The sequence below is a fragment of the Morganella morganii H1r genome, from assembly GCF_000633515.1.
In the GTDB taxonomy this organism is placed as follows: domain Bacteria; phylum Pseudomonadota; class Gammaproteobacteria; order Enterobacterales; family Enterobacteriaceae; genus Morganella; species Morganella morganii_B.
Map to the genome: position 1 here is coordinate 189,446 of NZ_AYMP01000016.1, position 23,117 is coordinate 212,562.

The window sequence follows — 23,117 nt, forward strand, 5'->3', positions numbered from 1 at the left end:
GGCTTTTTTCCGGCATGGCAAACAGCGGAGGCATTATGTTTATTGGTTTTGATTACGGAACATCCAACTGCTCAGTGGCAGTGATGAAAGAGGGCACTCCGGTGTTATTACCGCTGGAGGGGGATAATGTCTATATTCCGTCCACCCTGTGTGCACCGACACGCGAATCCGTTTCCGAACACTTATTCCGTCACCGCGATATTCTGCCGTCAGATAATACCGGCGAACAGTTATTGCGCCGCTCTATCGCTTTTAACCGCGAAGAAAGTATTGAGCTGGTGCCGGAGGATATTCTGTTTGGCCAGGCCGCGCTGGAGCTCTATCTTAATGATCCGCGTGACGTGTATTACGTCAAATCCCCGAAATCCTTTCTCGGTGCTTCCGGGCTGCATGATGTGCAAATCAGCTTCTTTGAGGATCTGGTCTGCGCCATGATGGCGAATATCAAATCTCAGGCCGAAGTTTCCACCCGGGAAACCATCACAGAAACGGTGATCGGCAGACCGGTTAACTTCCACGGACTGGGGGGTGAAGCAGCCAATCAGCAGGCGGAGGCCATTCTTCTGCGGGCGGCAAAACGTGCCGGTTTTCAGCAGATTACCTTTCAGTTTGAACCGGTGGCCGCCGGGCTGGAATATGAATCGGTTCTGAATACGGATCAGACGGTGCTGGTGGTGGATATCGGCGGCGGTACCACCGACTGCTCGCTTATCCGTATGGGACCGGGTTACCGGGGACAGGCTGATCGCACTGACAGTCTGCTGGCACACAGCGGACAGCGGGTCGGCGGAAACGACCTTGATATCTATCTGGCCTTTAAACAGCTGATGCCGCTGTTCGGAATGAACAGCCGTGCGGCTTCCGGTATCGAAATGCCGCTGATGCAATTCTGGAACCCGATCGCCATTAATAATGTGGAAGCACAGAAAGAGTTCTATTCCCGCCAGAATCTCACCCTGTTACAGCAACTGAAGCGGGATGCGGCAGAGCCGGAAAAACTGCTGCGCCTGCTGGAAGTGTATAACCAAAGCCTGGGTTACAGTATTATCCGCCGGGCGGAAGAGGCAAAAATCGCGCTTTCCGCCTCACCGGAATACCGTGCAGCAATCCGTCTGCTCAGTGAAACGCTGGAAACAGACATCAGCGCGGCAGAAATGGAAGAATCGATTTCCTCCCCGAAAGATAAAATGATTTTCCTGGTGAATGATGCAGTGCAGCAGGGCGGCGCAACACCGGATGCTATCTTTATCACCGGCGGGTCAGGCCGTTCGCCGGTGTTATGCCGTGCGATTGAGGCACAATTACCGGGAATACCGGTGGTCAGAGGAAATGATTTCGGCTCAGTAACCGCCGGTCTGGCACGCTGGGGCGAAATTTGTTTTAAATAAACTTGCAACAGACCGGTCGGTCTATTAGAGTGTTGTTATGAACAAACACACTGAACATGATACCCGCGAACATCTTCTGGCTACCGGCGAACGCCTGTGCCTTCAGCGCGGCTTTACCGGCATGGGGCTGAGTGAACTGCTGAAAACAGCCGGGGTGCCGAAGGGCTCATTTTATCACTACTTCCGCTCCAAGGAATTATTCGGCGTAGCCCTGCTGGAACGCTATTACGAAGATTACCTGGAGCGACTGACCGGACATTTTGAGCACGGCCCGGGGAATTACCGTGATCGCTTTCTCGCGTATTACGGCGATATTCTGAAAAATGCCTGTCAGCACAGCCGTATTCAGGGCTGTCTGACGGTTAAATTATCCGCCGAAGTGTGTGATTTATCGGAAGATATGAATGCCGCGATGGATAAAGGCGTCAGTAAAGTGATCGCACTGCTGGCGCAAACCCTGGAAAACGGACGAAAAGAAAATTCGCTGACGTTTCAGGGCGATGCGCAGCACGCCGCACAGGTCTTTTATTCGTTATGGCTGGGGGCAAATTTGCAGGCAAAAATTTCCCGCAGTACCGCGCCGCTGGAAAGTGCACTGGCGCATGTTGAAACACTGATTACCGCGCCTGAGTGATTCTTTTCGCAGGCGTTTTTATTTATCTGAAAATTAGTCGACTGGTCTAATCCGGAGTTACTATGTCACAACAACCATTGTCACAGAAAAAACTGTTTACCCCGCTGAAAGTGGGTGCCTTTACCGCACCGAACCGCGTCTTTATGGCACCGCTGACCCGGCTGCGCAGTATCGAACCCGGCGATATCCCGACCCCGCTGATGGGGGAGTATTACCGTCAGCGCGCCGGGGCCGGGCTGATTATCTCAGAAGCCACTCAAATTTCGGCACAGGCCAAAGGCTATGCCGGTGCGCCGGGGCTGCACAGTCCGGAACAGATTGCGGCCTGGAAAAAAATCACAGCCGGTGTGCATGACGCAGGCGGCCACATTGCTGTCCAGCTGTGGCATACGGGGCGGATTTCTCATAACAGCATTCAGCCGGGACAACAGGCACCGGTGGCACCGTCAGCGATCAGTGCCGGAACCCGTACCTCACTGCGTGATGAGAATGGCCATGCTATCCGCGTCGATACCTCCATGCCGCGAGCGCTGGAAACCAGTGAAATTCCGGGGATTGTGAATGATTTCCGTCAGGCGGTAGCTAATGCCCGCGAGGCCGGGTTTGATATGGCGGAGCTGCATTCCGCTCACGGTTACCTGCTGCACCAGTTCTTATCACCGGATGCCAACCACCGCACCGATCAGTACGGCGGCAGCCGCGAAAACCGCGCCCGTCTGGTACTGGAAGTGGTGGATGCCGTCTGTGCGGAGTGGGGACCGGAACACATCGGGATCCGTGTATCACCAATCGGTTCATTCCAGAATATGAGCAACGGCCCGGATGAAGAGTCGGATGCCCTGTATCTGATTGAAGAACTGAATAAACGCAATATTGCGTATCTGCATATGTCTGAACCGGACTGGGCAGGCGGTCAGCCGTACAGCGAAGATTTTCGTCGTAAGGTTCGTTCTCTGTTCCGTGGTGTGATTATCGGTGCCGGTGCGTATACTCCGGAAAAAGCTGAAGATCTGATTGAAAAAGGGCTGATTGATGCGGTGGCATTTGGCCGTGATTATATCGCCAACCCGGATCTGGCCGCACGGCTGGCGAAAAAAGCGCCGCTGAACCCGCAGCGTCCGGAATCCTTCTACGGCGGTGGTGCCGAAGGGTATACCGATTATCCGTTTATGTCATAACAGACATTAATCCGGCGGCAGAAAACAGCCGCCGGATTATTTTTACGGACGGATAATCGTGTGTGCATACACTGTACTGTAACCATCCATCTCTATTTTGCGGAATTCCACATCAAAAACCGTATTTAATAAAGAGGATTCCAGCAGTGCCGCAGATGAACCGAAATAACGTAATTGCCCCTGTGATAACACAATAACCGATTCAAAATAGCGGAATACCATATCCAGTTCGTGCAGACACACTACCACCAGTTTTTCTTTTCCCTGTGCCGTTAAATCTTCAATCAGCTGCATCCGGTGTTTTATATCCAGTGCCGCACCCGGTTCATCAGCAAATATCACCGGCGGATCACACATCAGTGCCATTGCGGTCAGTACCCGGCTTTTCTCCCCGCCCGATAAGATATGCCAGTGTTTATCCAGTAACGGCTGTAATTCATATTTCCGGCAGGCGGCCTCTTTTGCGGCTTTCGGGTCAGCTGCCCGCTCTGCGGCCAGTGAAATTAATTCCTCTGTGCGCTGATCCCAGCAGGGATTAAAACTCTGCGGGATCAGCCCGATTTTCTGCATCCGCGCCGCGCCTTTATAACGGCTGATATTTTTCCCGTCCAGGGTAACGGCGCTGAATACTTCCCGGTCAAGCCCGGATAATGCCTTTATCAGGGTGGATTTACCGGAGCCGTTCGGGCCGATAAGCGCAATGCTGCCTCTGGCGGGTAAATGCAGGGAATCAACCGTCAGTATTGTTTTATCCTGTTTACGGACGTTCAGGTTATTCACTGTGATCATGATTTTCTCACCCGTTTCGCCAGCAGATAAATAAAGAAAGGGCCGCCGATGAAGGCGGTGATCAGCCCGAGCGGTATTTCCCCCGGCGGCAGCAGACTGCGCGATAATGCATCGGAGAACATCACCAGTGCCGCACCAATAACAGCGGAGGCGGGCAGAACATATTTATGACGGGCACCAACCTGCCAGCGGGCAATATGCGGGGCAATCAATCCGATAAAACCAACAACGCCGCCGAGTGAAACGGCAATCGCGACAATGGCGGACCCGGCAATTAAGGCCAGCACAGTAAACCGTTCAACCGATAAACCGAAACTCATGGCCATTGTTCTGTCCAGTCCCATTAAATCCAGCCCGTCAGATAACAGGTAAACGGATAATAAAATGGCGGCCAGGGTTAATATCAGGCTGATGAGCAGACCTTCTCCGGACGGGGTTTGTATTCCGCCCAGAATCCAGCTTAATACCACCTGGAGACTGGTACTTTCATCGGATAATGCCATCATCATAAACGAACGGGCGGCATTTAATACCGCGCTGACGGCCACCCCGGTTAATAACAGTGTGGCGGTATCCAGTGACCCGGCAATCCGGGAGACAGATAACACAATAAATATCGCCGCCAGTGCCCCGCTGAAGGCGAATAAGGGCAGCGATACCGCCAGCGGTAAGCCGAGCGGCACTAATAATGCCACTGTTCCGCCGATCGCCGCACCGCCGGAGGATCCTAATAACCACGGCTCTGCCAGCGGGTTGCGGAATACCCCCTGAAAAATGGCACCGCTTAATCCCAGTAATGCGCCGGTAAATCCGGCGGTAATCACACGCGGTAAACGCCATTCGGTTAATAAGCGGGATGTTAAGTCATCACTGTAAAACAGGGCGCTTACCACTTTCAGCGGACTCTCCCATGTATGTCCGGCACAGGCGGAGAAAATAAATGCGGCGGAGAGTATGAGTAACAGACTGATTATTTTCACTGTCTCAGGCTCCATTGCTCAAAGATATCAGACATATATTCAATGCCGTCAATAATCCGCGGGCCGGGAATAAGCACATACGCACTTTTGACCGGATAAATATCATTCTTTTTAACTGCTTTCATTTGTGACCAGCCGGGAAGCGTCAGTAAATCCCGGATTTTGTCTCCGGAAATGGTGTACAAAATAATATCCGGGTCGGCGGCGATAATTGCCTCCGGGGATACCTGTTTCAGCGCCGGTCCGGCCTGTTTATATTCCTCCAGCGCCAGCGTTCCGCCCGCTTTTAAAATGGAATCGGCGGTATATCCCGGTGTTTTTTTATACGCCTGCGGCCTGGCAACCAGTAATAACCCGTTACTGACCTGACCGGTGATCATAATGACCCCTGGTGCGCGGTAACCGGCGGGCTTTTGCTGTACAGTGTGCAGCCGCTGTTCCATTTCCGCCGCCACCTGTTCGCCTTTTTCCGTTGTTTTGGTGACCTGTGCCACCAGACGGATATTATGAATAATTTCCTCAATACTGTTTCCCTCCAGCACCAGCACAGGAATGCCGAATTTGCGCAGCGGTATTAATAACTGATGCGTGGCCTGGCGGGCAGGGGTCATAATCACCAGATCCGGTTTCTGTTCAATGATCCGTTCAAGAGAAAACCCGAGGCGGCCGCCGATTAACGGTTTATTTTTGATTTCATCCGGGAAATAGGTGTAGGCATCAATACCGGCGATATTGTCGGCCAGTCCGAGGATCGCCACAATTTCGGTATTTGATGAAAAGATAGTCACAATACGCTGCGGTTTTTCGTTCAGTGTGACCGGCGCAGATAATTGCGCCATCATACTGAAAGCAGGCAGAGCATGGCACAGGGCCATGCTCAGTGTGATAATAATAATCAGGACTTTCATTATTGCCGGTTAAAAACGGTATGTCACACCGGCAATAAATGACCGGCCCGGCATAGAGGTTCCCAGACTGCCGTTGGATTTCGACGGCAGCATAATATACGGGTCTTCATCCAGGGCAAAAAAGACCGGATGCTCATTTTTATCCAGAATATTGTCTATCCGTCCGTACAGCGTCAGTGACTGGCTGATATCCACATCCGCCTGAAGGTTCCAGACCATAAACGGCGCTTTGCGCATCACATAAGAAGAATAAGGGCGGACATCCGGGATAATACCTTCCTCTGTTTTATACCACATCGGCCCGCGCAGAATGCCCTGTAACTGAAGGCTCCACGGATAACGGGCATTGGTAAAATAGAGCTCGTTAATAAACGCCGCCTGGTACTGATACATGCGCTGAACTTTATTACTGTTATTGGTTGCGGTTATTTTGGCGCCTTTATCTTCCATATCGAAATTCCAGCTGCCGTTTAAACGCATGACCCAATCCCAGTCTGTCTGCCAGTCAAATACACGGTTAACGGTGGCCCGGCTGTTAATTTCCAGCCCGCGCACCACAATATCATCGTCGCTGTTGGCGTACTGATAAACATTCGGTGCCAGAACGTTGGTCTGTATTCTGTTCTGTATCGTATTCTGGAACAGGGCAATATCCACGGAGTTCAGGGAATCACCGAGTGTCGCGCCCACTTCAAACTGACGGTTGCTTTCCGCTTTCAGGGAACTGTTGCCCAGATATTGCGTACCGGACAGCGTAATATAATCCGCCCCCAGCTGTGTGGCGGTCGGCGCACGGTAACCGGTAGCGACAGAGGATTTCAGGTTCAGCCAGTCATTGACCTGATAGTTGGTACCGAGACTCCAGGTTAACTGATTATATGACGCACTGCCGGTGAACTGATTATCCAGGTTCGGTGTTTTATCGAAATTGGTTTTCCCGTAGGTATAACGCATCCCGCCGCGGATTATCCAGCTGTCGTCAAATAAACTCTGCCGGTCATCGAAATAAACGGCATACTGGTTTTCAGTCTGGTTATTATCATACGGCGCGGATTGTTTCAGCGGGTTGCCGCTGACACTAACCTGATTACGTTCGGAACGCAGACGGCTGTATTCATAATCCACCCCTAATAACAGATCATTCTGCTCATGGAGTTTAATTACCGGCTGGAATTTCACGCCATAAATATCCAGCTGACGGCGGTTATGATCACTGCGGGTTTTTGCGGTTAACGGTGATGCCCAGCGGAAATTATCCACGTCCTGCACAAAATAGGCATGGCTGTTCATTCTGAAAATACTGTCATCGGTGCCGTTTTTCCAGACCACATCTGCGGAGCGGTTATAACGGGTATCTTTGGCGTAAATATTCCCGGTTGAGCCCCGGAAACCGCCGTCATAAATACCGTCAGTCCGCAAAGAGACATCGAGCAGGTTACTTTCGTTGATCTGCCAGCCTAAATTGCCGCTTAAGCCAAAGCGTTCCCAGTTGGTATTTTCCTGTTTGTGGCCGCCTTTCCCGGAATGGTAATCATCACGGCGACCGGCTTCAAACCCGACATAGCCGTAAATATCGCCGTCATCATTCTGAAAACCATAACCGCCGTAAGTCTGTGCCAGTCCCCAGGATCCGGTTTCCGCTGAAATTTTGCCGCCTTCGTCGGTTAATCCGTTTTTCAGGAAAATATTAATCACGCCACCCATCGCCTGAGAGCCGTAAATAACCGAAGAAGGGCCCCGGATCACTTCAATCCGGCTGACATCTTTCGGTGATAATTTGGATAAGTTCGCGGTTCCCGCACGGCGGCCGTTAACTAATACCAGTACCTGTCCGGCAAAATCTTTTCCCTGACCATCCGTTGCGGCACCGCGGATATTAATGGATGTCTGCCCGGGACTCCATTCACTGAAAAAGCCGACACTGTTCTGTGCCAGTAATTCAGTCAGACTTTCCGCCCGTGAGCGTTCAATCTGATCGCTGTCGATAACCTGGGTGGTCACGGTGGATTTTCGCTGCTGTTCTTCACGCCCTGACGCGGTCACGATTAATGTGTCACTGTCCGGATCCTGTTTCGCGGTATTTTCCGCGCCGGCGGTGAATTGTGAATATGACAGGATCAGTGAAACCAGTGCCAGTTTCCTGCTGTTTATTTTCATTGTTAAAAACTCATTTTTATATAATGCCTGACCAAAACACCGGCTATTACCGGTGAATTTCCCTGAAACAATTTTTCTGAAACAAATAACATCAAGTGTTAATGCGATCCGTTTTCATCTTAAGAAAACAGGGGAGGCTAAGTCACTAAAAAATATGACTAAAAGTTCGAAACGGGAAAGCGGTCAAGGTAATTGAAAATAAACCGTTATAATCACATGGGTGAATTATAAAAAAGGTGAGCAGATGTTGAAAATATGCTGCGTTGTTAAAAAGTCAGCGGCACCGGAACGGCACCGCCGGAGATGATCACAATAAGCGGATGCGGTGCCGGAAACGGTCGATAAACTGCTGATTCCAGTCATCGCCGCCGGTAGCGTTGCCGCTTTTCCAGATTGGCGGTTCAATGCCCTGTTGCGCCAGAAGACTGACAGTTTCGGCTATCAGGGCATTGAGCAGGAACGCATTGGCAAAGGTGGACATGGCTGCCACCTGTTGGGTTATCCCCGTGATCTGCATAACCGCATCACCGACCTGCACATGAGAATCCAGCACCAGGTCGGCGATATCACACAGATTTTGTCCGCCGGGGTGGCGCGCGGGGTGATCTGCCGGTGTTTCCCCGGCGTGGGCAACCGACGTTACTGCTATCACCGTCACCCCGCGCTTTTTCGCTTCAAGGGCAATATCAATGACCGAGGCATTAATACCGTAAGCATTGATAAGTACCATCACTTCCCCGGCCTGTACCGGGTTGTTATTCATGACAATTCTGCCGAACCCCGGCAGCCGCTCAATCGCCATTGAACGCAGTGCGCCGTTTGTCAGCAGCGTTCCTTCATCCAGGATCGGGTTAATGTGCATCAATCCCCCGGCACGGAAAAAAACCTCCTGAGGACCGAGGTTGGAATGCCCGCCGGAGGCCGCCACGTGGATCAGGTTATCCCGTGCTATTTGTTCTGCCAGCAGGACGGCGGCCCGGGGCAGCGTTTCCCGGTTACTGTCCAGCACCGTGTGCAGATGCGTGGTGATTTTGCCGAGATACTCAGCGGATAACGCCAGCGGATCAGTTGTTGTATTCATCATCGTTATGCGCGGTAAACCGCCTCCCCCTGAAGATAGGTTTCCAGCACCTGCAATGTGCTGCCCTGTATATCCAGTACCACGATATCCGCCCGTTTTCCGGCGGCGAGTGTGCCTCTGTCGGTCAGCCCGAGGAATGCAGCCGGGTTTTCAGCGGCGTAATGCCAGGCCTGTTCTGTGTCACTTAGTCCGCTGCGGAGCAGAAAGCTGATGCATTCAAGAGCTGACTGCGCAGAGCCGGCCAGCAGTTCGTCATTAGCGGCCAGATGCAGGCGGCCTTGTTCCGTCAGTACCACATCACCGCCGATATGGGTGTGATAACGGCCCGGAGCCATACCGCCGAATGCGGTGGTGTCGCTGGTCAGCAGAATTTTTCCCTGTTTGGCACGTAAAATCACTTTGATCAATGACGGCGGCAGATGAAAACCATCGGTAATAATGCCGCTCCATAAACTGTCTTCCGCCAGTTGTGCCCAGATAGGGTTGTGATGACGGTGTATCTGTAATTCACAGCCGTTACCGAGGTGAGTGGACATAGTAGCCCCCAGTTCTGCAGCACGGCGGATCTGCGCCGGGGTCGCAGCGGTATGGCCGATGGAGACCCGGATGTTGTTATCCGTACAAAAGCGGATGGTGCCGGCCAGTCCGTCTTCCTGTTCAGGAGAAAGTGTCAGGATCCGCAACAGTCCCTGAGATACACTGTGCCAGCGGCGGACTTTTTCACTATCACAATGCTGCACACAGGCTTTATCGTGTGCACCGCGCGGCCCGCTGACCGGCGAAATAAACGGGCCTTCCAGATGAATACCCGCTGTTGAGGCACGGATACGGGGGTCGGCGGCACAAAAGGCAGAAAAATCAGCCATCAGTTGAGAAATCGCCTCATCACTGTTGGTGATAACGGTCGGGCACAGGCTGGTTACGCCTTTCTGGTATAGTCTTTCGTAACTGTGGCGGACATCATCCCGGTGCAGCGGCAGGGTGTTGTAATCGGTTCCCGCATAGCCGTTGACCTGTAAATCCACCAGTCCGGCGGCGACATACGGCAGATTTTCAGGCGCAGCGGTATGCAGCGGCTCAATAGTGGTAATAACACCATGATCTGTTGTGATGGTGACCGGCGTGCCGTTCAGTGTTTTAGCGCAGATTTGTGTCAGCATAAATCCGCTCCTGAATCGGTATCCAGATAAAGAAATGCACTGTTATGGCGGCGCAGAATGGTGGCTGGCAGATCTTCACTGATCGGATCCCGGATCATCCGGGTGACAGCCTGCCGTTTGGTGGCAGCGGGCACCACACATACCATATGACGGGCGCTGACCAGCGCAGGAATTGTCAGGGTCAGGGCATACACCGGGACATCATCCGTCCGCGCAAAACAGCCGTCGTTAACCTGCTGCTGACGGCATTGCTCATCCAGTTGCACCCGTTTGACAACCGCACTGTCACTGAAATCCGCCACCCACGGGTCATTAAAGGCAATATGACCGTTTTCACCAATCCCCAGACACACCAGATCTACCGGTGCGGCGGAAAGCAGCTTTGCATAGCGGCGGCATTCGGCTTCACTGTCCGTGGCATGCGCCCGGATAAAGTGTGTTGCAGCCGGTTTTACCGCATCAAACAGATGTTCCTGAATATAGTGGCTGAAGGCCTGCGGTGCGCCCGGCGGCAGGCCGATATACTCATCCATATGAAATGCTGTGACTTTTGACCAGTCGATTTCCGGGAATGTTTGCAGATGCTGCAAAAATTCATTCTGAGACGGCGCAGAGGCAAAAATAATACGGACTTCCGGCTGTGATGCCTGACACTGAACAATAATATCGCGGGCTTTTTCAGCCGCCGCGCGTCCCGTCGCATCACGGTTTGTATAAACAGCATAGTGCAGCAGGTCTTTCTGACCGGCAGTGACAAGAGAATCAGTCATTATTATGTTCCTCTGACAGGCGGAATAACGCCTCTGTAAAAAGGTGCTCCGCCTGCGGTGCAAACGGGGCATCAAGATAAAAGTAGTATGCTGAACCGTGCGGCTCATAGCCGCCTTCGGCAATCTGGCGGGCTGACGGCAGGTAACCGGCCATGCCGTTGCTGTAGCCGATCCCCAGGAAATATTGCCCTTTGGCGCGTAATAATTTCTGGTAGTGATTCACAACTTCCGCACTGACGGTCAGCAGTTTCAGCTGTGGTGAAAGGTGCAGACAGGTGAGAGTGATGGGTTGTGTTGCCTGCAGCGGGATCCCGCGCGCGGTCTGCTTCAGTTTGTAAACCGCCCATTCATGTTCAATCGTGGCCGGCTCATGTTCATCACGGAACTGAATCAGTTGTTCATTATTCATCACCGGCTGTAAGGGCAGCGAAACCTGACGCTGCCGGAAATACGGCGGGGCGGTCAGCTGAAAAAGCGGTAAATCAGGCTGCTCCAGCGCATCGAGAAAAAGGGCGGCCAGCTGTTTTCCGCAGATTTCCATCTGTGCATAATCCCCGCGGTAAAACTGCCCGTCACGGCTCAGGTCAGGGCGCAAATCGCCGCAGAATCCCTGTAACAGCAGACATACTGCCCCCGGGAAGGCCGTTTCAATTTCATCACAAACCACACCCGGATATTCACCGGAGAGAATATTGTCGCCGGTAATGGTCGGGTGGCACTGGTTATGCACCAGCACCGCATATACCTGTTGCTTCTCATCCGTAAACCGCACCAGTGTGGCGATAGTATCCGCCGGTTCATCCCGGTTCGGTGCCATGATGATTTCACCGTTGACCATCAGCCGCCGGTGAACTGCCAGAGGGCAGTCTGACTCCGCAACCTGTGCTGTCACCGGTTTCCCGGCGGCGAGTGCTGTCTGCAGGCCGGTAATAACCTGTTGTGTGATAAACGCAGTATATTGCCGGTCACATTCACCCAACTGCGGCGAGTGGTTATCTGCTGTCTGCGGCGCGCAGTGGCTGTGAGTGGCAGTCAGGATCAGAGCCAGTCCGGCCAGTTCCGGGATGTCTGCCAGCGCTGTGCGGATCTGCCGGTCAAGATTGTCCCCGGCAAACAGAAGTTCAAGACTGACAACGGCATACTGCCGGTTCCAGATAAAGCAGCGGGCATACAGCGGCATACCAATTTGTGTACACGGCTGATGCCGGAACGCAAATCCGCCCAATTTCACCGGCAGTGACGGTGTGATATCGGTTTTACTGACGCCGAGGATCATGACGGCAGCCCGCACAGTGAGACAATCAGTTGCAGATTGCGCATGATATGGAACGGATCTTTTACCGGCAGCGCAACCACCTTGTTCAGCGGCGCACCTTCACGATCACGGATTTGTGTCCATTCCCCCTGTTCACGGTTCGGGAAGGTATTCAGCACATAGTCTGCCGTCTGCTGATAGAGGCTGAAAAATTGCGGATCGTCATTCTGTTCTGCCATCAGCAGCAGGGTATACAGTGCTTCCGAATGCACCCACCAGATTTTACTGCTCCAGGTGTCCGCTATCAGGGTTTCATACGGATCATCCCCAAGCAGACGTCCGGCAGGCGGAGAGCCGTCTGCCAGGGTATAACGGAACAGTCCGCCGTATTGATCATCCCAGCCCATATGCCACATCAGTCCTGTAATTTTCGCAATGGCGGACAGATACGTTTCTGTCTCACCAAGCAGTTGTGCGGCATGGAAACAGAACCACATATTTTCCAGTGTATGCCCCGGTGTTTTATGGCGGGCGAGCAGGGTATCGCGGTGCTCAGGAATGACTTTCATCTCCAGCGGGATCAGGGTTTCCGGGTCATGAAACTCTGTAAAAATCCGCCCGAGGCTTTGCCGTGTCCGGGTTGTCAGCCGGGAAAGCGCCGGGTGCTGATAACGAAGGGCATAACGCAGCAGCTCCGTCACCGTTCCCAGCATAATCATTTCATAGGCATAAGGTTCAAACCCCGGCGGGGCGGGATACGGTTCACTCCGCACCCGGCCGGATGCCAGCCGCTGACTGACATTGTCATACAGTGCCAGTGCATGTTCAAAATACCCGCTTTCTCCGGAGACAAAGGCATATTCACACAAGCCGATCACCACAAAGCAATCCGCGTAAAACGAGGTGTCATATTCCCCGCCCGGCTTCATTTCCAGCTTGTTGCCATGGCGATCCAGTAAAAAAGCGCAATGGCCGTTATCGAGGAAAGCATGGTTCAGCAGGAAATCCGCGGTCTGTTTTGCATGGGCCAGCAGAGGGATGGCATCCCCCTGACACAACCCGCTGCGGATGAGCGCCGCCTGACGGCACTCATTCCACAGAAAACGCCCCTGAGACCAGGTAAATTTATTTTCACTCAGCAGCGTGCCCCCGTCATTACTGAAGCAGGTAAACACGCCGCCGGACTCCGTATCAACCGCCCGCAGCCAGAACGGCAGGATATTCTGTTCCAGCTCCTGCTGCCATAAGGCGCGGCATTGTGCTTTCTGTTGCGCGGTTAATCCCATATCAGTTGCCTCCGTCACGGCTCAGTTTATGCATCAGGGCATCCACTTCCGGTTTTACCGGATTTTTGCGCGCCACAATGGCTGCCAGGGTAAAGAACACCAGGGAGCAGAAGACAGGGCCGCCGACCGATAACGCCATTGACGGTGCGGTAACAAACAGTTTGGTGCCGGCAAAGACCGCCAGACCAATCAGCATAGAGGTAATGGCAATTTTCGGACCGCAATGCTTATAGAACGGCAGTAAACCCAGAACCATCGGAATAGACGCCGGTCCGATTAATCCGCCGAACCACACCACAATCAGCCCGATAATGCCGCCGAAATGCTCCTGATTCAGTGCCAGGATAATGGTGCAGAGGGTAAAGGTGAAGGTGACGGTACGCGCCATCCACAACGGGGTTTCGCCGTTGGCTCTTTTCACTTTTTTCGAGATCAGCGGCAGGATATCCCGCGACAGTACAGAGCTGATGGCGTTGGCATCAGAGGCCACCATCGACAGTGTGGCGGCAAACATCGACGCGAGGATCACCCCGACAAACCCGGCCGGCAGATATTTCAGTGTCAGCATGGAGTAGATTTGTGTCTGCTGATCTGCAGGGACATCCGGGATCAGCAGCGGAGCGGCCCACATCGGCGCAAACAGGATCAGCGGCCAGACCAGATAGAGAGACGCAGACAGGATCATCGCGCGGCGTGCCTGTTTACCGTCCGGTGAGGCGATAAAGCGGGATGCGAGGTTCCAGGTGCCGCCGTTATAGCTGAGGAAACAGACAAACGCGAAGCTGGCAAAAAACAGCGGGCTGTACTGGCCGTTAAACCAGTCACTGTTACCGGCAGGCAATCTGTCCCACATATCCAGATAGTTGGTACCGATATCCCCGAGCTGAGACTGCACCACGAAGAACATAATGATCCCCGCAGCAATCCCGACCAGGAACTGGAAAAAGTCATTCATGGTATCGGCCCACAACCCGCCGACGGTGACATAAATCATCGCCACCACGCCGGAAATCAGCACACCGTAAATCACCGGAATACCGGTAAAACCATAGAACAACACGCCGATCGCCGCGTATTTCCCGGCAGTATCCAGCAGTTTCAGCAGCACGCCCAGCCAGGCGATCACCTGCTGGGTTTTAATATCATAACGGATTTTCAGATATTCGGTCGGTGACTGTACCTGCAACGCATCACGCAGCCGCGCCCAGCGGGGAACAATCAGCCACGCACCGAGCAGACAGGCGATAGTCACGTTCAGCGCCCACCAGACATACAGGTTAAACCCGGTCGCATAGGCAAGGGCGGCATAACCGGTAAACACCACGCCGGAATAACCGGACACATGATGGGAAATCCCGGCCAGCCACCAGGGCAGACCACCGCCCGCGACATAAAAATCGTTAGTGCCTTTAACACGACGGTAAGCATTTAAACCGATACCTATCATGATAATGAAGAAAAGTGAGAGTGTTATCCAGTCCGGCGTTTGCATCTTATTGATTCCTTATAATTATTTTGTCATCAACATCTACAGTAAAACGGGGAATTGCGGGTACTGACATAAAATGGATAATCGGCAGCAGAGAACTGCTGATCCTGACTGTACATTAATAACACACACTGTAAATATATTTAATTCCACTGTATGTTATTAATTCGATCTGACTCACAATTCAACAACACACGCAGGGCACATCAACAGCGATTTATCCGGCAGATAATGTGTGATACATATAGGGTAATCACACCACCCACTATTGACTTATCAGATAAACAGCTGAAAATCAGTCTGTTCCTCACTCACTGAACCGGAAAGCAGATCATTATGGTGAAACCGTCTCTTTCGTCAGAACGTAAACAGCATCTGTTCCGGCAAATTCTGGACGGATACAAAATGCAGGCCGTGATCACCCGTAAAGGGCTCGCGATCACTAACAAGCTGCGCCCGGCGACGGTGACACAGCTGATCGGCGAAATGATCCAGAGCGGCATTATTGCTGAGGACACCATTAATCACCAGCCCGGACCGGGGCGCCCGGAAGTCGGTATTATTCCGGATTTCCGGTTACTGACGGCTATTTTTATCTGCATTGATGCCCGCAATATCACGGCGTCGCTGGTGGATATCCGGGGTGTGGTTCTCGCCGGTGTACACCAGCCGGTTCACGATGATAATGCTGACAGTGATACACTCCTGAACTGTTTTCGGACACTGATCAGCCGTCTGCTGCAAAATTGCCGGGCGGACACCCGGGTGCAGGGGATTATTATCTCGCTGCCGGGGGTTATGGACGCGGAACATTGCCACTGGCTCTACACCAACCGCTGGCCGAAAGCCCGCCATATGGATTTATCACGGCTGGCTGCAGAGTTTTCCATTCCTGTCTGCCTGGTGAAAAACTTACAGGCGGAGCTGAATGCCTTTATCCTCGAAAATAGTGACCTGTCCGCCAGACGTGTGCTGTATGTCCACTGGGGGGAAGGGATTGGCGCGGCGAGCTATTCAAAACAGCAGATAAATGCCAACCAGCAGGGGCTGTTCGGCGAGCTCGGGCAGCTGACGTTCGGTAATTCACAGACGATTGAGCAGATGTTTTCGTTGTCCGCACTGCGCGGTGTACTGAGTGAAGCGCTGCCCGGCGATTTAAGCAATGAACGGGCAGCGGCAAAAACATTACAGCATGCGGATATTACCGTTATTCCGTGCCTGAAAACAGCGGCGGATATCTGGGGGCGGGTACTGGCAAATATCTATTTTATTCTGTTCCCGGATGTCATTATTTTCTCAGGCCCCTTCACGCACAATGAGGCATTATTCCGGGAAATCACCACGGGGTTCAGTCAGCATGTCCCGGATTATTTTGAGCAGAATGTCACATTCATCATCAACCACAAATCCTATATGAATGAAATGCACGGTGCATTATCCCCGTTCTTTGATGCGCTGGTGGCGGAATATTGCCATCAGGGGAGTTAATCAGCGAATAACCTGAACAGAGCGGATTTTTTTACCGTAATTAGCCACATCTTTTTCCGCTCTCTTCTGTATGAGATTTACCACTGAAATATAGTAAACCGGATGAAAAAAACATCAAAGAGACACTGAGCAATACTTAACTTGATTTTGCGCCATAACGGCGAATAATGGGGAGGGTAAAATTCACAGATACACGCAGTTGTTTATTCTCCGGGGTTTTTTCATGGTCAGTGGTTTATTTATCGGCATCCTGTTCGGCGGGTTGCTCCAGTCAGGTCAGTTCTGTTTTGTTTCCGGATTCAGAAACATTCTTTACCAGCGAAATACCCGGTTTCTCACCGCACTGCTGATTGCGGTCACTATTCAGTCCGTTGGTTTCTTTGCCCTGGAATCTGCCGGATTATTACACATACCGGAAGGAAATCTGCCAATCACCGCCACACTTGCCGGTGGTTTTGTATTTGGTGCAGGTATGGTGCTGGCCGGTTGCTGCGGCAGCGGCGCATGGTTTCGTTCCGGCGAAGGATTAACCGGCACCTGGATTGCCTTATTTGCCTTTGTTGTCACCATGGCCGCCGCTCAGAAAGGCAGCCTGAAACATTGGTTTGAACCCTTACTACAGCATCCCGCTCAACCGGATACAATTTATAAAACGCTGGATATTTCCCCGTGGTTTCTGGTCGTGTTTTTAATTATTCTCACTGCCGGATTACTGATTTATCAGCATTACCATCCCCGCTATACATCACCTTCACAGGGGCGGTTTAATTATCTGCCGCTGAATATCACCGGTCTTCTGATCGGTATTCTCGGGATTATTGCCTGGGTTTTCAGCGCTGAAGCCGGACGTAATTTCGGCTATGGTGTTGCCGTTCCTTCCGGCAATGTTATTCAGTATCTGATCACAGGGCAGCAGCGTTATTTTAACTGGGGAACCTTATTTGTTATCGGTATTTTCGCCGGTTCAATGATAAGTGCGATTATCCGCAAAGAATTCAGATTAACACTTCCGCCTGATGGTATTACTGTCGTCAAACGGCTGATCGGCGGGATTGTGATGGGAGCAGGGGCAACACTGGCAGGCGGCTGTACCGTCACAAATTCTCTTGTGGCAACCGCTTATTTCTCCTGGCAGGGATGGATTTCGACATTCATGATTATGGCCGGTGTCTGGTTGACCAGTTATTTCTTCCGTGCAGGACAATGTCGTTTATAGGATCACATATGAAAACAAAATCACTCTTTCTTTTGATACCGCTATTACTGTCCGGTTGTGACCAGACGGTGGTAAAAGAGATCGGTATTGAAGAATTATCGGAGAACCTGAACAACCCGCAATACATTATTATTGATACCCGGCCGGACAGTTTATATTTCGGCTTTAAAGATAAAGGCGCGACCCGCGGCGGCCATATTAAAGGTGCAATGCAGTTTACCACCGGCTGGCTGGATTTTATTGACGAAAACAAATTTGATACTTTTGTGGAAGAAAAGGGGATTACCAAAGAAAAAACCCTGATATTTTACGACAGTGACCCGGATTCCCTGGAACGTATTACCGCCGAATTTGCTGCCAAAGGTTTTCAGGTCAGGGCATTTAAATCCTTTATCCAATACAGCAATTCTGATCTGCCGATGGATAAATACCCGAATTATTTTCTGAGTGTTTCGCCGGCATGGGTTCAGGCTGCACTGAACGGCGAAAAACCGGAAAGTTATACCCGTGATCAAAAACCGGTGATATTTGAAGTGTCGTGGGGGGATGCGGAACAATCTAAATCCTATGCAACGCATATTAAAGGCGCTTTCCATTTTAATACCGACTGGATAGAAAACGCGCCGGTCTGGAATTTATCAGAACCCGACGTTATCAAAAATAATCTGCTGAAAAACGGGATCCGCAAAGATACCCCGGTTGTCGTCTATTCTGAAAATCAGATGGCAGCATTGCGGGTATTATGGGCATTGAAATGGGCCGGTGTTGAAGATGTCCGTTTCCTGAACGGCGGGTTAAATGCCTGGGTTGATGCGGAATTACCGACGGAAACCACTCTGAATATTCCGGTACCGGTTGCAGATTTCGGCGCGGAAATTCCGGTTAATCCGCAGGTCACTATTGCTATGCCGGCGGAAGCCATACAAGGTCAGAAATCCGGTCTTAAACTGATCAGCAACCGGACATGGGATGAATATACCGGCAAAATCTCCGGTTATGACTATATTCCGCGCAAAGGGGAACCAGCCGGGGCGATATGGGGATTCGGCGGTAAAAATTCGAATGATATGTCCGATTACTATGACCCGGACGGCACATTACGTAATCCGGACGAGATTTTTGCTTTATGGAAAACGCAGGGTATTGAACCGACTGACCAGGTCGCGTTTTATTGCGGCACCGGCTGGCGGGCCAGTGTTTCCTGGTTTATGACGCAACTGGCGGGCTGGGAAAACAGCCGGATTTATGACGGCGGCTGGAATGCCTGGCAGATGGACCCGACATTACCGGTATTAAATAATATTCAGAGCCAAAAACCGGCAGCACTGAATGATTATGGTGAAATAATTAAAAAACCGGGCCAATCCTGCAAAAGCTAACGATGACTGAAAAACCGGCTTCTGCTGATATAACGGAAGCCGGTGATATCCGGTAATTTACCATGGACCTTCCGGCCAGATACTGTCTGTTTTTTTAGCCGTATCATCATCCAGTGAATCAAGATATAAGTTCTCAACCTCGGTACGTGCCCAGGGGGTGCGGCGGAGAAATTTCAGACTTGATTTTACGCTGGGGTCATTCTTAAAGCAGTTAATATTGATTAACTTACCCAGCTTTGCCCAGCCATATTTTGCAACCAGTGCATTAACCTGCATTTCAAGAGTAACGCCATGCAGCGGGTCGTTGGATTTGTGGGCTGTCATGAATGAATATCCTGTTATTTTACCTGAGCAGGGAAGGATACCGTAAACTCCGGAACATAACAATTATCCCTCCCGGCAGACTCATTCCGTATTACTTCAGGGTCTGCATTCTTCCGTTAACCTCCTTTTATGACTTCAAACATAAGATAATGCAGCAAATATAGCCGCTAATTACCGCATGGAACGTATGGTTGAATGATTGAGGTTATGGTTGAATAACAGTATTAATTAACATTCATACGATAAAGGCTAAAAATGACAGACTTCAGCAAATATAAAAAAACACTCGATAAGCTAGACTATTATGTTTATGCATTATGTGAAATAAAAGAAAATCTCCGGGTTCCGTTTTATATCGGTAAAGGGAAAAATAGCCGCTGTCTGGCCCACATCAGCGATGCCATGGCAGAAGTAGCTGATAATGCTGAAGATATATCTAATGAAAAACTAAAGCGCATTAAAGAGCTTTACGAAGAAAATCGTCTCGGTATCGATATATTGTCTCACGGACTTGACTCTGAAACTGCATTTATGGTCGAAACCACGTGTATTGACCTCATCGGAATTAAAGGATTGACTAATAAAATTAACGGGAAAAAGAGTCCCGGTAATGATATTTATAAAACACAGGGAAGGTTAACTATTGAAGAAGCGGCTTCATGGTATTCTGGTGAGCCGACTGAGGTTTCAAAAGAAGATAAAGGACTTGTATTCATTTTAAACAAACTCTACCGGTTTGATATGACTGAGCAGGAATTGTTCGAAGCAACCCGTGGTGTCTGGCACAATCCGCCGCGCAATGATGAATCCCTGAAATATGCTTACGCTGTTTACAACAACATTGTAAAAGAAGTATATGAAATTCATGGTTGGATTAAAGCCGGTACTCAGGAATATTTTACAAGGAAAGTCAGCCGTGACAGTAATCGCTGGGAATTTATCGGCAGAAAAGCAGAGCAGTCTATACGCGATAAATATGTCGGAAAAATAATCAACTATGACCGGAGTTATGGCTCGCCATTCGTTAAAGTGGGAAACACTCCGGTCGGTAAATGATGAAAACCAATAACTAATTTGTACAGTATCCGTGAACTGACGGATATTGTACATCAGTTCACGTTACCGGATAGGAGAGCAGGGAACGCCAATGAACGATATAACACATTGATATTATTGCATCTAATCATCACTAGGATCTCCTGCATTTCATTTAACATAATATACATTATGCGAACAAATGTATAAAATAACGAAATCAGGCATTCCGCCAGGTTAATCATGCTGGTTCATTTATCGTGGATAACGATTTCTTGTCTCCGGCCATCCGGCAACTGAATCATTACAGACCACAAATCTCCCCGTAAAGTTATCGACCTGCATTTGACCCCAAACAAAAATATGACAGCGCATTACTTCTATAATTACCGCTTATTTACTCTCATATAGATGTGGTCACATGGTTAACAAACTGAATCTTAACTGGCCTGAATTTTTAGAAAAATACTGGCAGAAAAAACCTGTTGTACTGAAAAATGCATTTCCTGATTTTGCCGACCCTATCACGCCGGATGAGCTGGCCGGCCTGGCCATGGAGCCGGAAGTTGACAGCCGCCTGGTCAGCTTCATTGATAACAAATGGGAAGCGAGTCACGGTCCGTTTGAGGACTACAGCCAATTAGGCGAAAAAGGATGGTCACTGCTGGTACAGGCTGTCAACCATTGGCATATGCCGGCTGCAGAATTGGTAAAACCGTTCCGTGTGCTGCCTGAGTGGCGTCTTGATGACCTGATGATTTCCTACTCAGTGCCCGGCGGTGGTGTCGGACCGCATATTGATAACTATGATGTCTTCATCATCCAGGGTATGGGTCGCCGCCGCTGGCGTGTGGGTGACGCCCTTCCCATGCGTCAGTTCTGCGCTCATCCGGCATTACTGCATGTCGATCCGTTTGAACCGATTATTGATGTGGAAATGGCGCCGGGCGATATTCTGTATATTCCGCCTGGATTCCCTCACGATGGTTTCACCTTCGAAGATACCATGAACTATTCTGTCGGCTTTCGCGGACCGACCGGACGTGATCTGCTGAGCAGCTTTGCAGACTACGCACTGGAACAGGATCTGGGAGGCGTCAATTATGGCGATCCTGACCTGAAAGTACGTGAAAACTCAGGCTCAATGGAATCTTATGAGGTTGAACGCCTGCGTGAAATGATGATTGAGATGATCAACAAGCCCGGTGATTTCGAACAGTGGTTAGGCCGTTTTGCAACTACCCCGCGCCATGAGCTGGATATTGCACCTTCGGAACCGCCGTATGAGCCGGAAGAAGTACTGAGTGCTCTGAATGCCGGCGAAAAACTGATACGACTGAGCGGACTGCGTGTTCTGCGTATCGGGGAACATTTCTTCGTTAATACCGAAGGCTGGATGACCACCGAAATGAAAGGTGCGGATACATTGTGCCGGTTAACAGAAGTCGGCGTGAATGAACTCGGTGAAGCACTGGAGAACCCGGTTTTTGTTGCGGAATTAACCGAATTTATCAATCAGGGATATTGGTATTTCGAAGAATAAGTCACATCAGCCTGACAAGATAAAACACCCGCTGACGGGTGTTTTATCTCAGCGTTTCAAAAACCTCTCGTTCACTACGCTCAGCCATGATAAATTGGCCGGATGTCCATCCCCAAATATTTCCTTTTTTATGAGATAGTTCAATGAGTAAGAGTGGAAGAAACTATACAAAAGAAAAAATAAAACAGCGCCATATAGCAAATAAAAAAAGAAAACACCCTATTCGTATTTTTATCAGAAGTTGGGATTTTTGGGGTAAATCCTGCCTTGGCCTTTTTGTTTTTGGCATGTTTATTTATTCATCAAATGACAATGTAACCATTCATTTTTTATGGATAATCTATGCCTGCATTTGCTTACCTTTATTTCCGTTTGCTAAAAAATGCAGTGATGATGTCCTTCGTCATTATTTTTCAGAATCAACATTTGAGGATGTTATTAATGGTAGTAGCCCCCGGGGGCTTGGCGGATTGTATCTGATGCTCATTATTCCTTTTATCATCCCGCTGGCAGCGGGATACTTTGTATATCAGATTATAAATTACAAATGAAATCTATCGATATTTAATCATGCCCATCTGTATGATCTGAAAACAACCGGAATCGCCGAAAATCCACACCATCATAGTTAACAGATCCATCCGGCTGAAATCCGTAACGTGTTATAAACCGGGAAACTTTCCGGGATAATGGTAATAAAATGGTGATACTGGTTAAGTGCATTTTATCAAATGCGTGGCGGATAATTTCATCACAGATGATTTTTCCCGTTCCCCAGAAATCAGGATGAAGTACCAGTGCCAGGTCAGCGTCATCACCTTCTTTCTGAAGCCCTCCCCAGCCTGCAAATATATCGTCGATCACAAATGCCCAAGGGCCATATCCGTTAATGTCCCACTGAGCGTCTTTTTCTTTTGCCCAGCAGCGGCTTTTTTCATCATCAAAATCCGGGCTGCCCAGCGGCATTTGCTGTAAAACTTTCGGGTGATTATTCAGTGCCGTGATATCGGCCGGTTTTATCTGAGTGAGCCGTTTAAATTCTAAGTGCATAGTATTC

The 23,117-nt window shown here is 50.4% G+C and carries 21 protein-coding genes; 9 read left to right on the forward strand and 12 right to left on the reverse strand.

From position 1 onward, the window contains the following. The first annotated feature begins 35 nt into the window (after positions 1-35). The 3 genes from yegD (at position 36) to U868_RS0110310 (ending at position 3,200) form a co-directional block, all read left to right on the forward strand. The gene (yegD, locus tag U868_RS0110300) at positions 36-1,388 is read left to right on the forward strand and encodes a molecular chaperone (protein ID WP_025153221.1); all 1,353 of its coding nucleotides are present in this window, start codon (positions 36-38) and stop codon (positions 1,386-1,388) included. A 37-nt stretch (positions 1,389-1,425) separates the two neighbouring features. After that, positions 1,426-2,022 carry a TetR/AcrR family transcriptional regulator gene (locus tag U868_RS0110305; RefSeq protein WP_024473048.1) on the forward strand — a complete coding sequence of 199 codons (597 nt, stop codon included), beginning with the start codon at positions 1,426-1,428 and terminating at the stop codon, positions 2,020-2,022. A gap of 77 nt (positions 2,023-2,099) precedes the next feature. Further along, positions 2,100-3,200: an alkene reductase gene (locus U868_RS0110310; RefSeq protein ID WP_025153222.1), complete on the forward strand. Its 1,101-nt coding sequence runs from the start codon at positions 2,100-2,102 to the stop codon at positions 3,198-3,200. Positions 3,201-3,242: 42 nt separating this feature from the next. Here the strand turns inward: U868_RS0110310 and U868_RS0110315 are convergent, their stop codons facing one another. From U868_RS0110315 to U868_RS0110360, 10 genes are all read right to left on the reverse strand, one after another. Next, positions 3,243-3,989, reverse strand: a complete 747-nt coding sequence (locus U868_RS0110315; RefSeq protein ID WP_025153223.1) for an ABC transporter ATP-binding protein — start codon at positions 3,987-3,989, stop codon at positions 3,243-3,245. Further along, positions 3,986-4,969, reverse strand: coding sequence for a FecCD family ABC transporter permease (locus U868_RS0110320; protein WP_025153224.1), 984 nt, complete (start codon positions 4,967-4,969; stop codon positions 3,986-3,988). Before U868_RS0110320 ends, U868_RS0110315 begins: the two co-directional genes overlap by 4 nt. After that, positions 4,966-5,877 (reverse strand): ABC transporter substrate-binding protein, encoded by a 912-nt coding sequence (locus tag U868_RS0110325; protein WP_025153225.1) that lies wholly within the window; start codon positions 5,875-5,877, stop codon positions 4,966-4,968. The genes U868_RS0110320 and U868_RS0110325 overlap by 4 nt, the downstream gene beginning before the upstream one ends. A 9-nt stretch (positions 5,878-5,886) precedes the next feature. Then, positions 5,887-8,034, reverse strand: coding sequence for a TonB-dependent receptor plug domain-containing protein (locus U868_RS0110330; protein WP_025153226.1), 2,148 nt, complete (start codon positions 8,032-8,034; stop codon positions 5,887-5,889). Between the two features lie 307 nt (positions 8,035-8,341). Next, entirely contained in the window at positions 8,342-9,118 is a 777-nt protein-coding gene (locus tag U868_RS0110335) for a sugar isomerase domain-containing protein (protein ID WP_025153227.1), read from the reverse strand. 2 nt (positions 9,119-9,120) lie between these two features. Further along, positions 9,121-10,275 (reverse strand): N-acetylglucosamine-6-phosphate deacetylase, encoded by a 1,155-nt coding sequence (locus tag U868_RS0110340; protein WP_029991006.1) that lies wholly within the window; start codon positions 10,273-10,275, stop codon positions 9,121-9,123. Next, positions 10,269-11,045 (reverse strand): glucosamine-6-phosphate deaminase, encoded by a 777-nt coding sequence (locus U868_RS0110345; RefSeq protein WP_025153228.1) that lies wholly within the window; start codon positions 11,043-11,045, stop codon positions 10,269-10,271. Before U868_RS0110345 ends, U868_RS0110340 begins: the two co-directional genes overlap by 7 nt. Beyond that, positions 11,038-12,336 (reverse strand): hypothetical protein, encoded by a 1,299-nt coding sequence (locus tag U868_RS0110350; RefSeq protein ID WP_162817223.1) that lies wholly within the window; start codon positions 12,334-12,336, stop codon positions 11,038-11,040. Before U868_RS0110350 ends, U868_RS0110345 begins: the two co-directional genes overlap by 8 nt. Then, positions 12,318-13,586, reverse strand: coding sequence for an AGE family epimerase/isomerase (locus U868_RS0110355; RefSeq protein WP_025153230.1), 1,269 nt, complete (start codon positions 13,584-13,586; stop codon positions 12,318-12,320). Before U868_RS0110355 ends, U868_RS0110350 begins: the two co-directional genes overlap by 19 nt. Before the next feature lies 1 nt (position 13,587). Then, complete coding sequence (locus U868_RS0110360; protein WP_025153231.1) at positions 13,588-15,078, reverse strand: sodium:solute symporter family protein; 1,491 nt, start codon at positions 15,076-15,078, stop codon at positions 13,588-13,590. A gap of 333 nt (positions 15,079-15,411) precedes the next feature. Between U868_RS0110360 and U868_RS0110365 the strand changes: the two genes are divergently transcribed. The 3 genes from U868_RS0110365 to U868_RS0110375 all read left to right on the forward strand — a co-directional run bounded on the left by U868_RS0110365 (position 15,412) and on the right by U868_RS0110375 (position 19,158). Then, positions 15,412-16,563 (forward strand): ROK family protein, encoded by a 1,152-nt coding sequence (locus tag U868_RS0110365; RefSeq protein WP_025153232.1) that lies wholly within the window; start codon positions 15,412-15,414, stop codon positions 16,561-16,563. A gap of 223 nt (positions 16,564-16,786) precedes the next feature. Beyond that, on the forward strand, positions 16,787-17,779 hold the full coding sequence (locus U868_RS0110370) for a YeeE/YedE family protein (protein ID WP_025153233.1): 993 nt from the start codon (positions 16,787-16,789) through the stop codon (positions 17,777-17,779). An 8-nt stretch (positions 17,780-17,787) separates the two neighbouring features. After that, positions 17,788-19,158, forward strand: coding sequence for a rhodanese-like domain-containing protein (locus U868_RS0110375; RefSeq protein WP_025153234.1), 1,371 nt, complete (start codon positions 17,788-17,790; stop codon positions 19,156-19,158). A gap of 57 nt (positions 19,159-19,215) precedes the next feature. On the opposite strand, the gene U868_RS0110380 is transcribed toward U868_RS0110375, so the two are convergent. Then, on the reverse strand, positions 19,216-19,482 hold the full coding sequence (locus U868_RS0110380; protein ID WP_025153235.1) for a VF530 family DNA-binding protein: 267 nt from the start codon (positions 19,480-19,482) through the stop codon (positions 19,216-19,218). Positions 19,483-19,737: 255 nt separating this feature from the next. On the opposite strand from U868_RS0110380, the gene U868_RS0110385 reads away from it, so the two are divergent. From U868_RS0110385 to U868_RS25960, 3 genes are all read left to right on the forward strand, one after another. After that, positions 19,738-20,538, forward strand: coding sequence for an LEM-3-like GIY-YIG domain-containing protein (locus tag U868_RS0110385; RefSeq protein ID WP_025153236.1), 801 nt, complete (start codon positions 19,738-19,740; stop codon positions 20,536-20,538). A 400-nt stretch (positions 20,539-20,938) separates the two neighbouring features. Continuing rightward, complete coding sequence (locus U868_RS0110395; RefSeq protein WP_025153237.1) at positions 20,939-22,060, forward strand: cupin domain-containing protein; 1,122 nt, start codon at positions 20,939-20,941, stop codon at positions 22,058-22,060. Between the two features lie 143 nt (positions 22,061-22,203). Beyond that, the gene (locus tag U868_RS25960; protein ID WP_240182705.1) at positions 22,204-22,611 is read left to right on the forward strand and encodes a hypothetical protein; all 408 of its coding nucleotides are present in this window, start codon (positions 22,204-22,206) and stop codon (positions 22,609-22,611) included. A gap of 13 nt (positions 22,612-22,624) precedes the next feature. Here the strand turns inward: U868_RS25960 and U868_RS0110400 are convergent, their stop codons facing one another. Next, a complete protein-coding gene (locus tag U868_RS0110400; protein ID WP_025153238.1) occupies positions 22,625-23,110 on the reverse strand; it encodes a GNAT family N-acetyltransferase in 486 nt (161 codons plus the stop codon). Positions 23,111-23,117: the final 7 nt, after the last annotated feature.

What these genes read in the sequence shown, in the direction of transcription:
- yegD (WP_025153221.1), top strand. Translation starts at nt 36, where the DNA reads ATGTTTATTGGTTTTGATTACGGAACATCCAACTGCTCAGTGGCAGTG.
- U868_RS0110305 (WP_024473048.1), top strand. Translation starts at nt 1,426, where the DNA reads ATGAACAAACACACTGAACATGATACCCGCGAACATCTTCTGGCTACC.
- U868_RS0110315 (WP_025153223.1), bottom strand. Translation starts at nt 3,989, where the DNA reads ATGATCACAGTGAATAACCTGAACGTCCGTAAACAGGATAAAACAATA.
- U868_RS0110325 (WP_025153225.1), bottom strand. Translation starts at nt 5,877, where the DNA reads ATGAAAGTCCTGATTATTATTATCACACTGAGCATGGCCCTGTGCCAT.
- U868_RS0110330 (WP_025153226.1), bottom strand. Translation starts at nt 8,034, where the DNA reads ATGAAAATAAACAGCAGGAAACTGGCACTGGTTTCACTGATCCTGTCA.
- U868_RS0110335 (WP_025153227.1), bottom strand. Translation starts at nt 9,118, where the DNA reads ATGATGAATACAACAACTGATCCGCTGGCGTTATCCGCTGAGTATCTC.
- U868_RS0110340 (WP_029991006.1), bottom strand. Translation starts at nt 10,275, where the DNA reads ATGCTGACACAAATCTGCGCTAAAACACTGAACGGCACGCCGGTCACC.
- U868_RS0110345 (WP_025153228.1), bottom strand. Translation starts at nt 11,045, where the DNA reads ATGACTGATTCTCTTGTCACTGCCGGTCAGAAAGACCTGCTGCACTAT.
- U868_RS0110355 (WP_025153230.1), bottom strand. Translation starts at nt 13,586, where the DNA reads ATGGGATTAACCGCGCAACAGAAAGCACAATGCCGCGCCTTATGGCAG.
- U868_RS0110360 (WP_025153231.1), bottom strand. Translation starts at nt 15,078, where the DNA reads ATGCAAACGCCGGACTGGATAACACTCTCACTTTTCTTCATTATCATG.
- U868_RS0110365 (WP_025153232.1), top strand. Translation starts at nt 15,412, where the DNA reads ATGGTGAAACCGTCTCTTTCGTCAGAACGTAAACAGCATCTGTTCCGG.
- U868_RS0110370 (WP_025153233.1), top strand. Translation starts at nt 16,787, where the DNA reads ATGGTCAGTGGTTTATTTATCGGCATCCTGTTCGGCGGGTTGCTCCAG.
- U868_RS0110375 (WP_025153234.1), top strand. Translation starts at nt 17,788, where the DNA reads ATGAAAACAAAATCACTCTTTCTTTTGATACCGCTATTACTGTCCGGT.
- U868_RS0110380 (WP_025153235.1), bottom strand. Translation starts at nt 19,482, where the DNA reads ATGACAGCCCACAAATCCAACGACCCGCTGCATGGCGTTACTCTTGAA.
- U868_RS0110385 (WP_025153236.1), top strand. Translation starts at nt 19,738, where the DNA reads ATGACAGACTTCAGCAAATATAAAAAAACACTCGATAAGCTAGACTAT.
- U868_RS0110395 (WP_025153237.1), top strand. Translation starts at nt 20,939, where the DNA reads ATGGTTAACAAACTGAATCTTAACTGGCCTGAATTTTTAGAAAAATAC.
- U868_RS25960 (WP_240182705.1), top strand. Translation starts at nt 22,204, where the DNA reads ATGAGTAAGAGTGGAAGAAACTATACAAAAGAAAAAATAAAACAGCGC.
- U868_RS0110400 (WP_025153238.1), bottom strand. Translation starts at nt 23,110, where the DNA reads ATGCACTTAGAATTTAAACGGCTCACTCAGATAAAACCGGCCGATATC.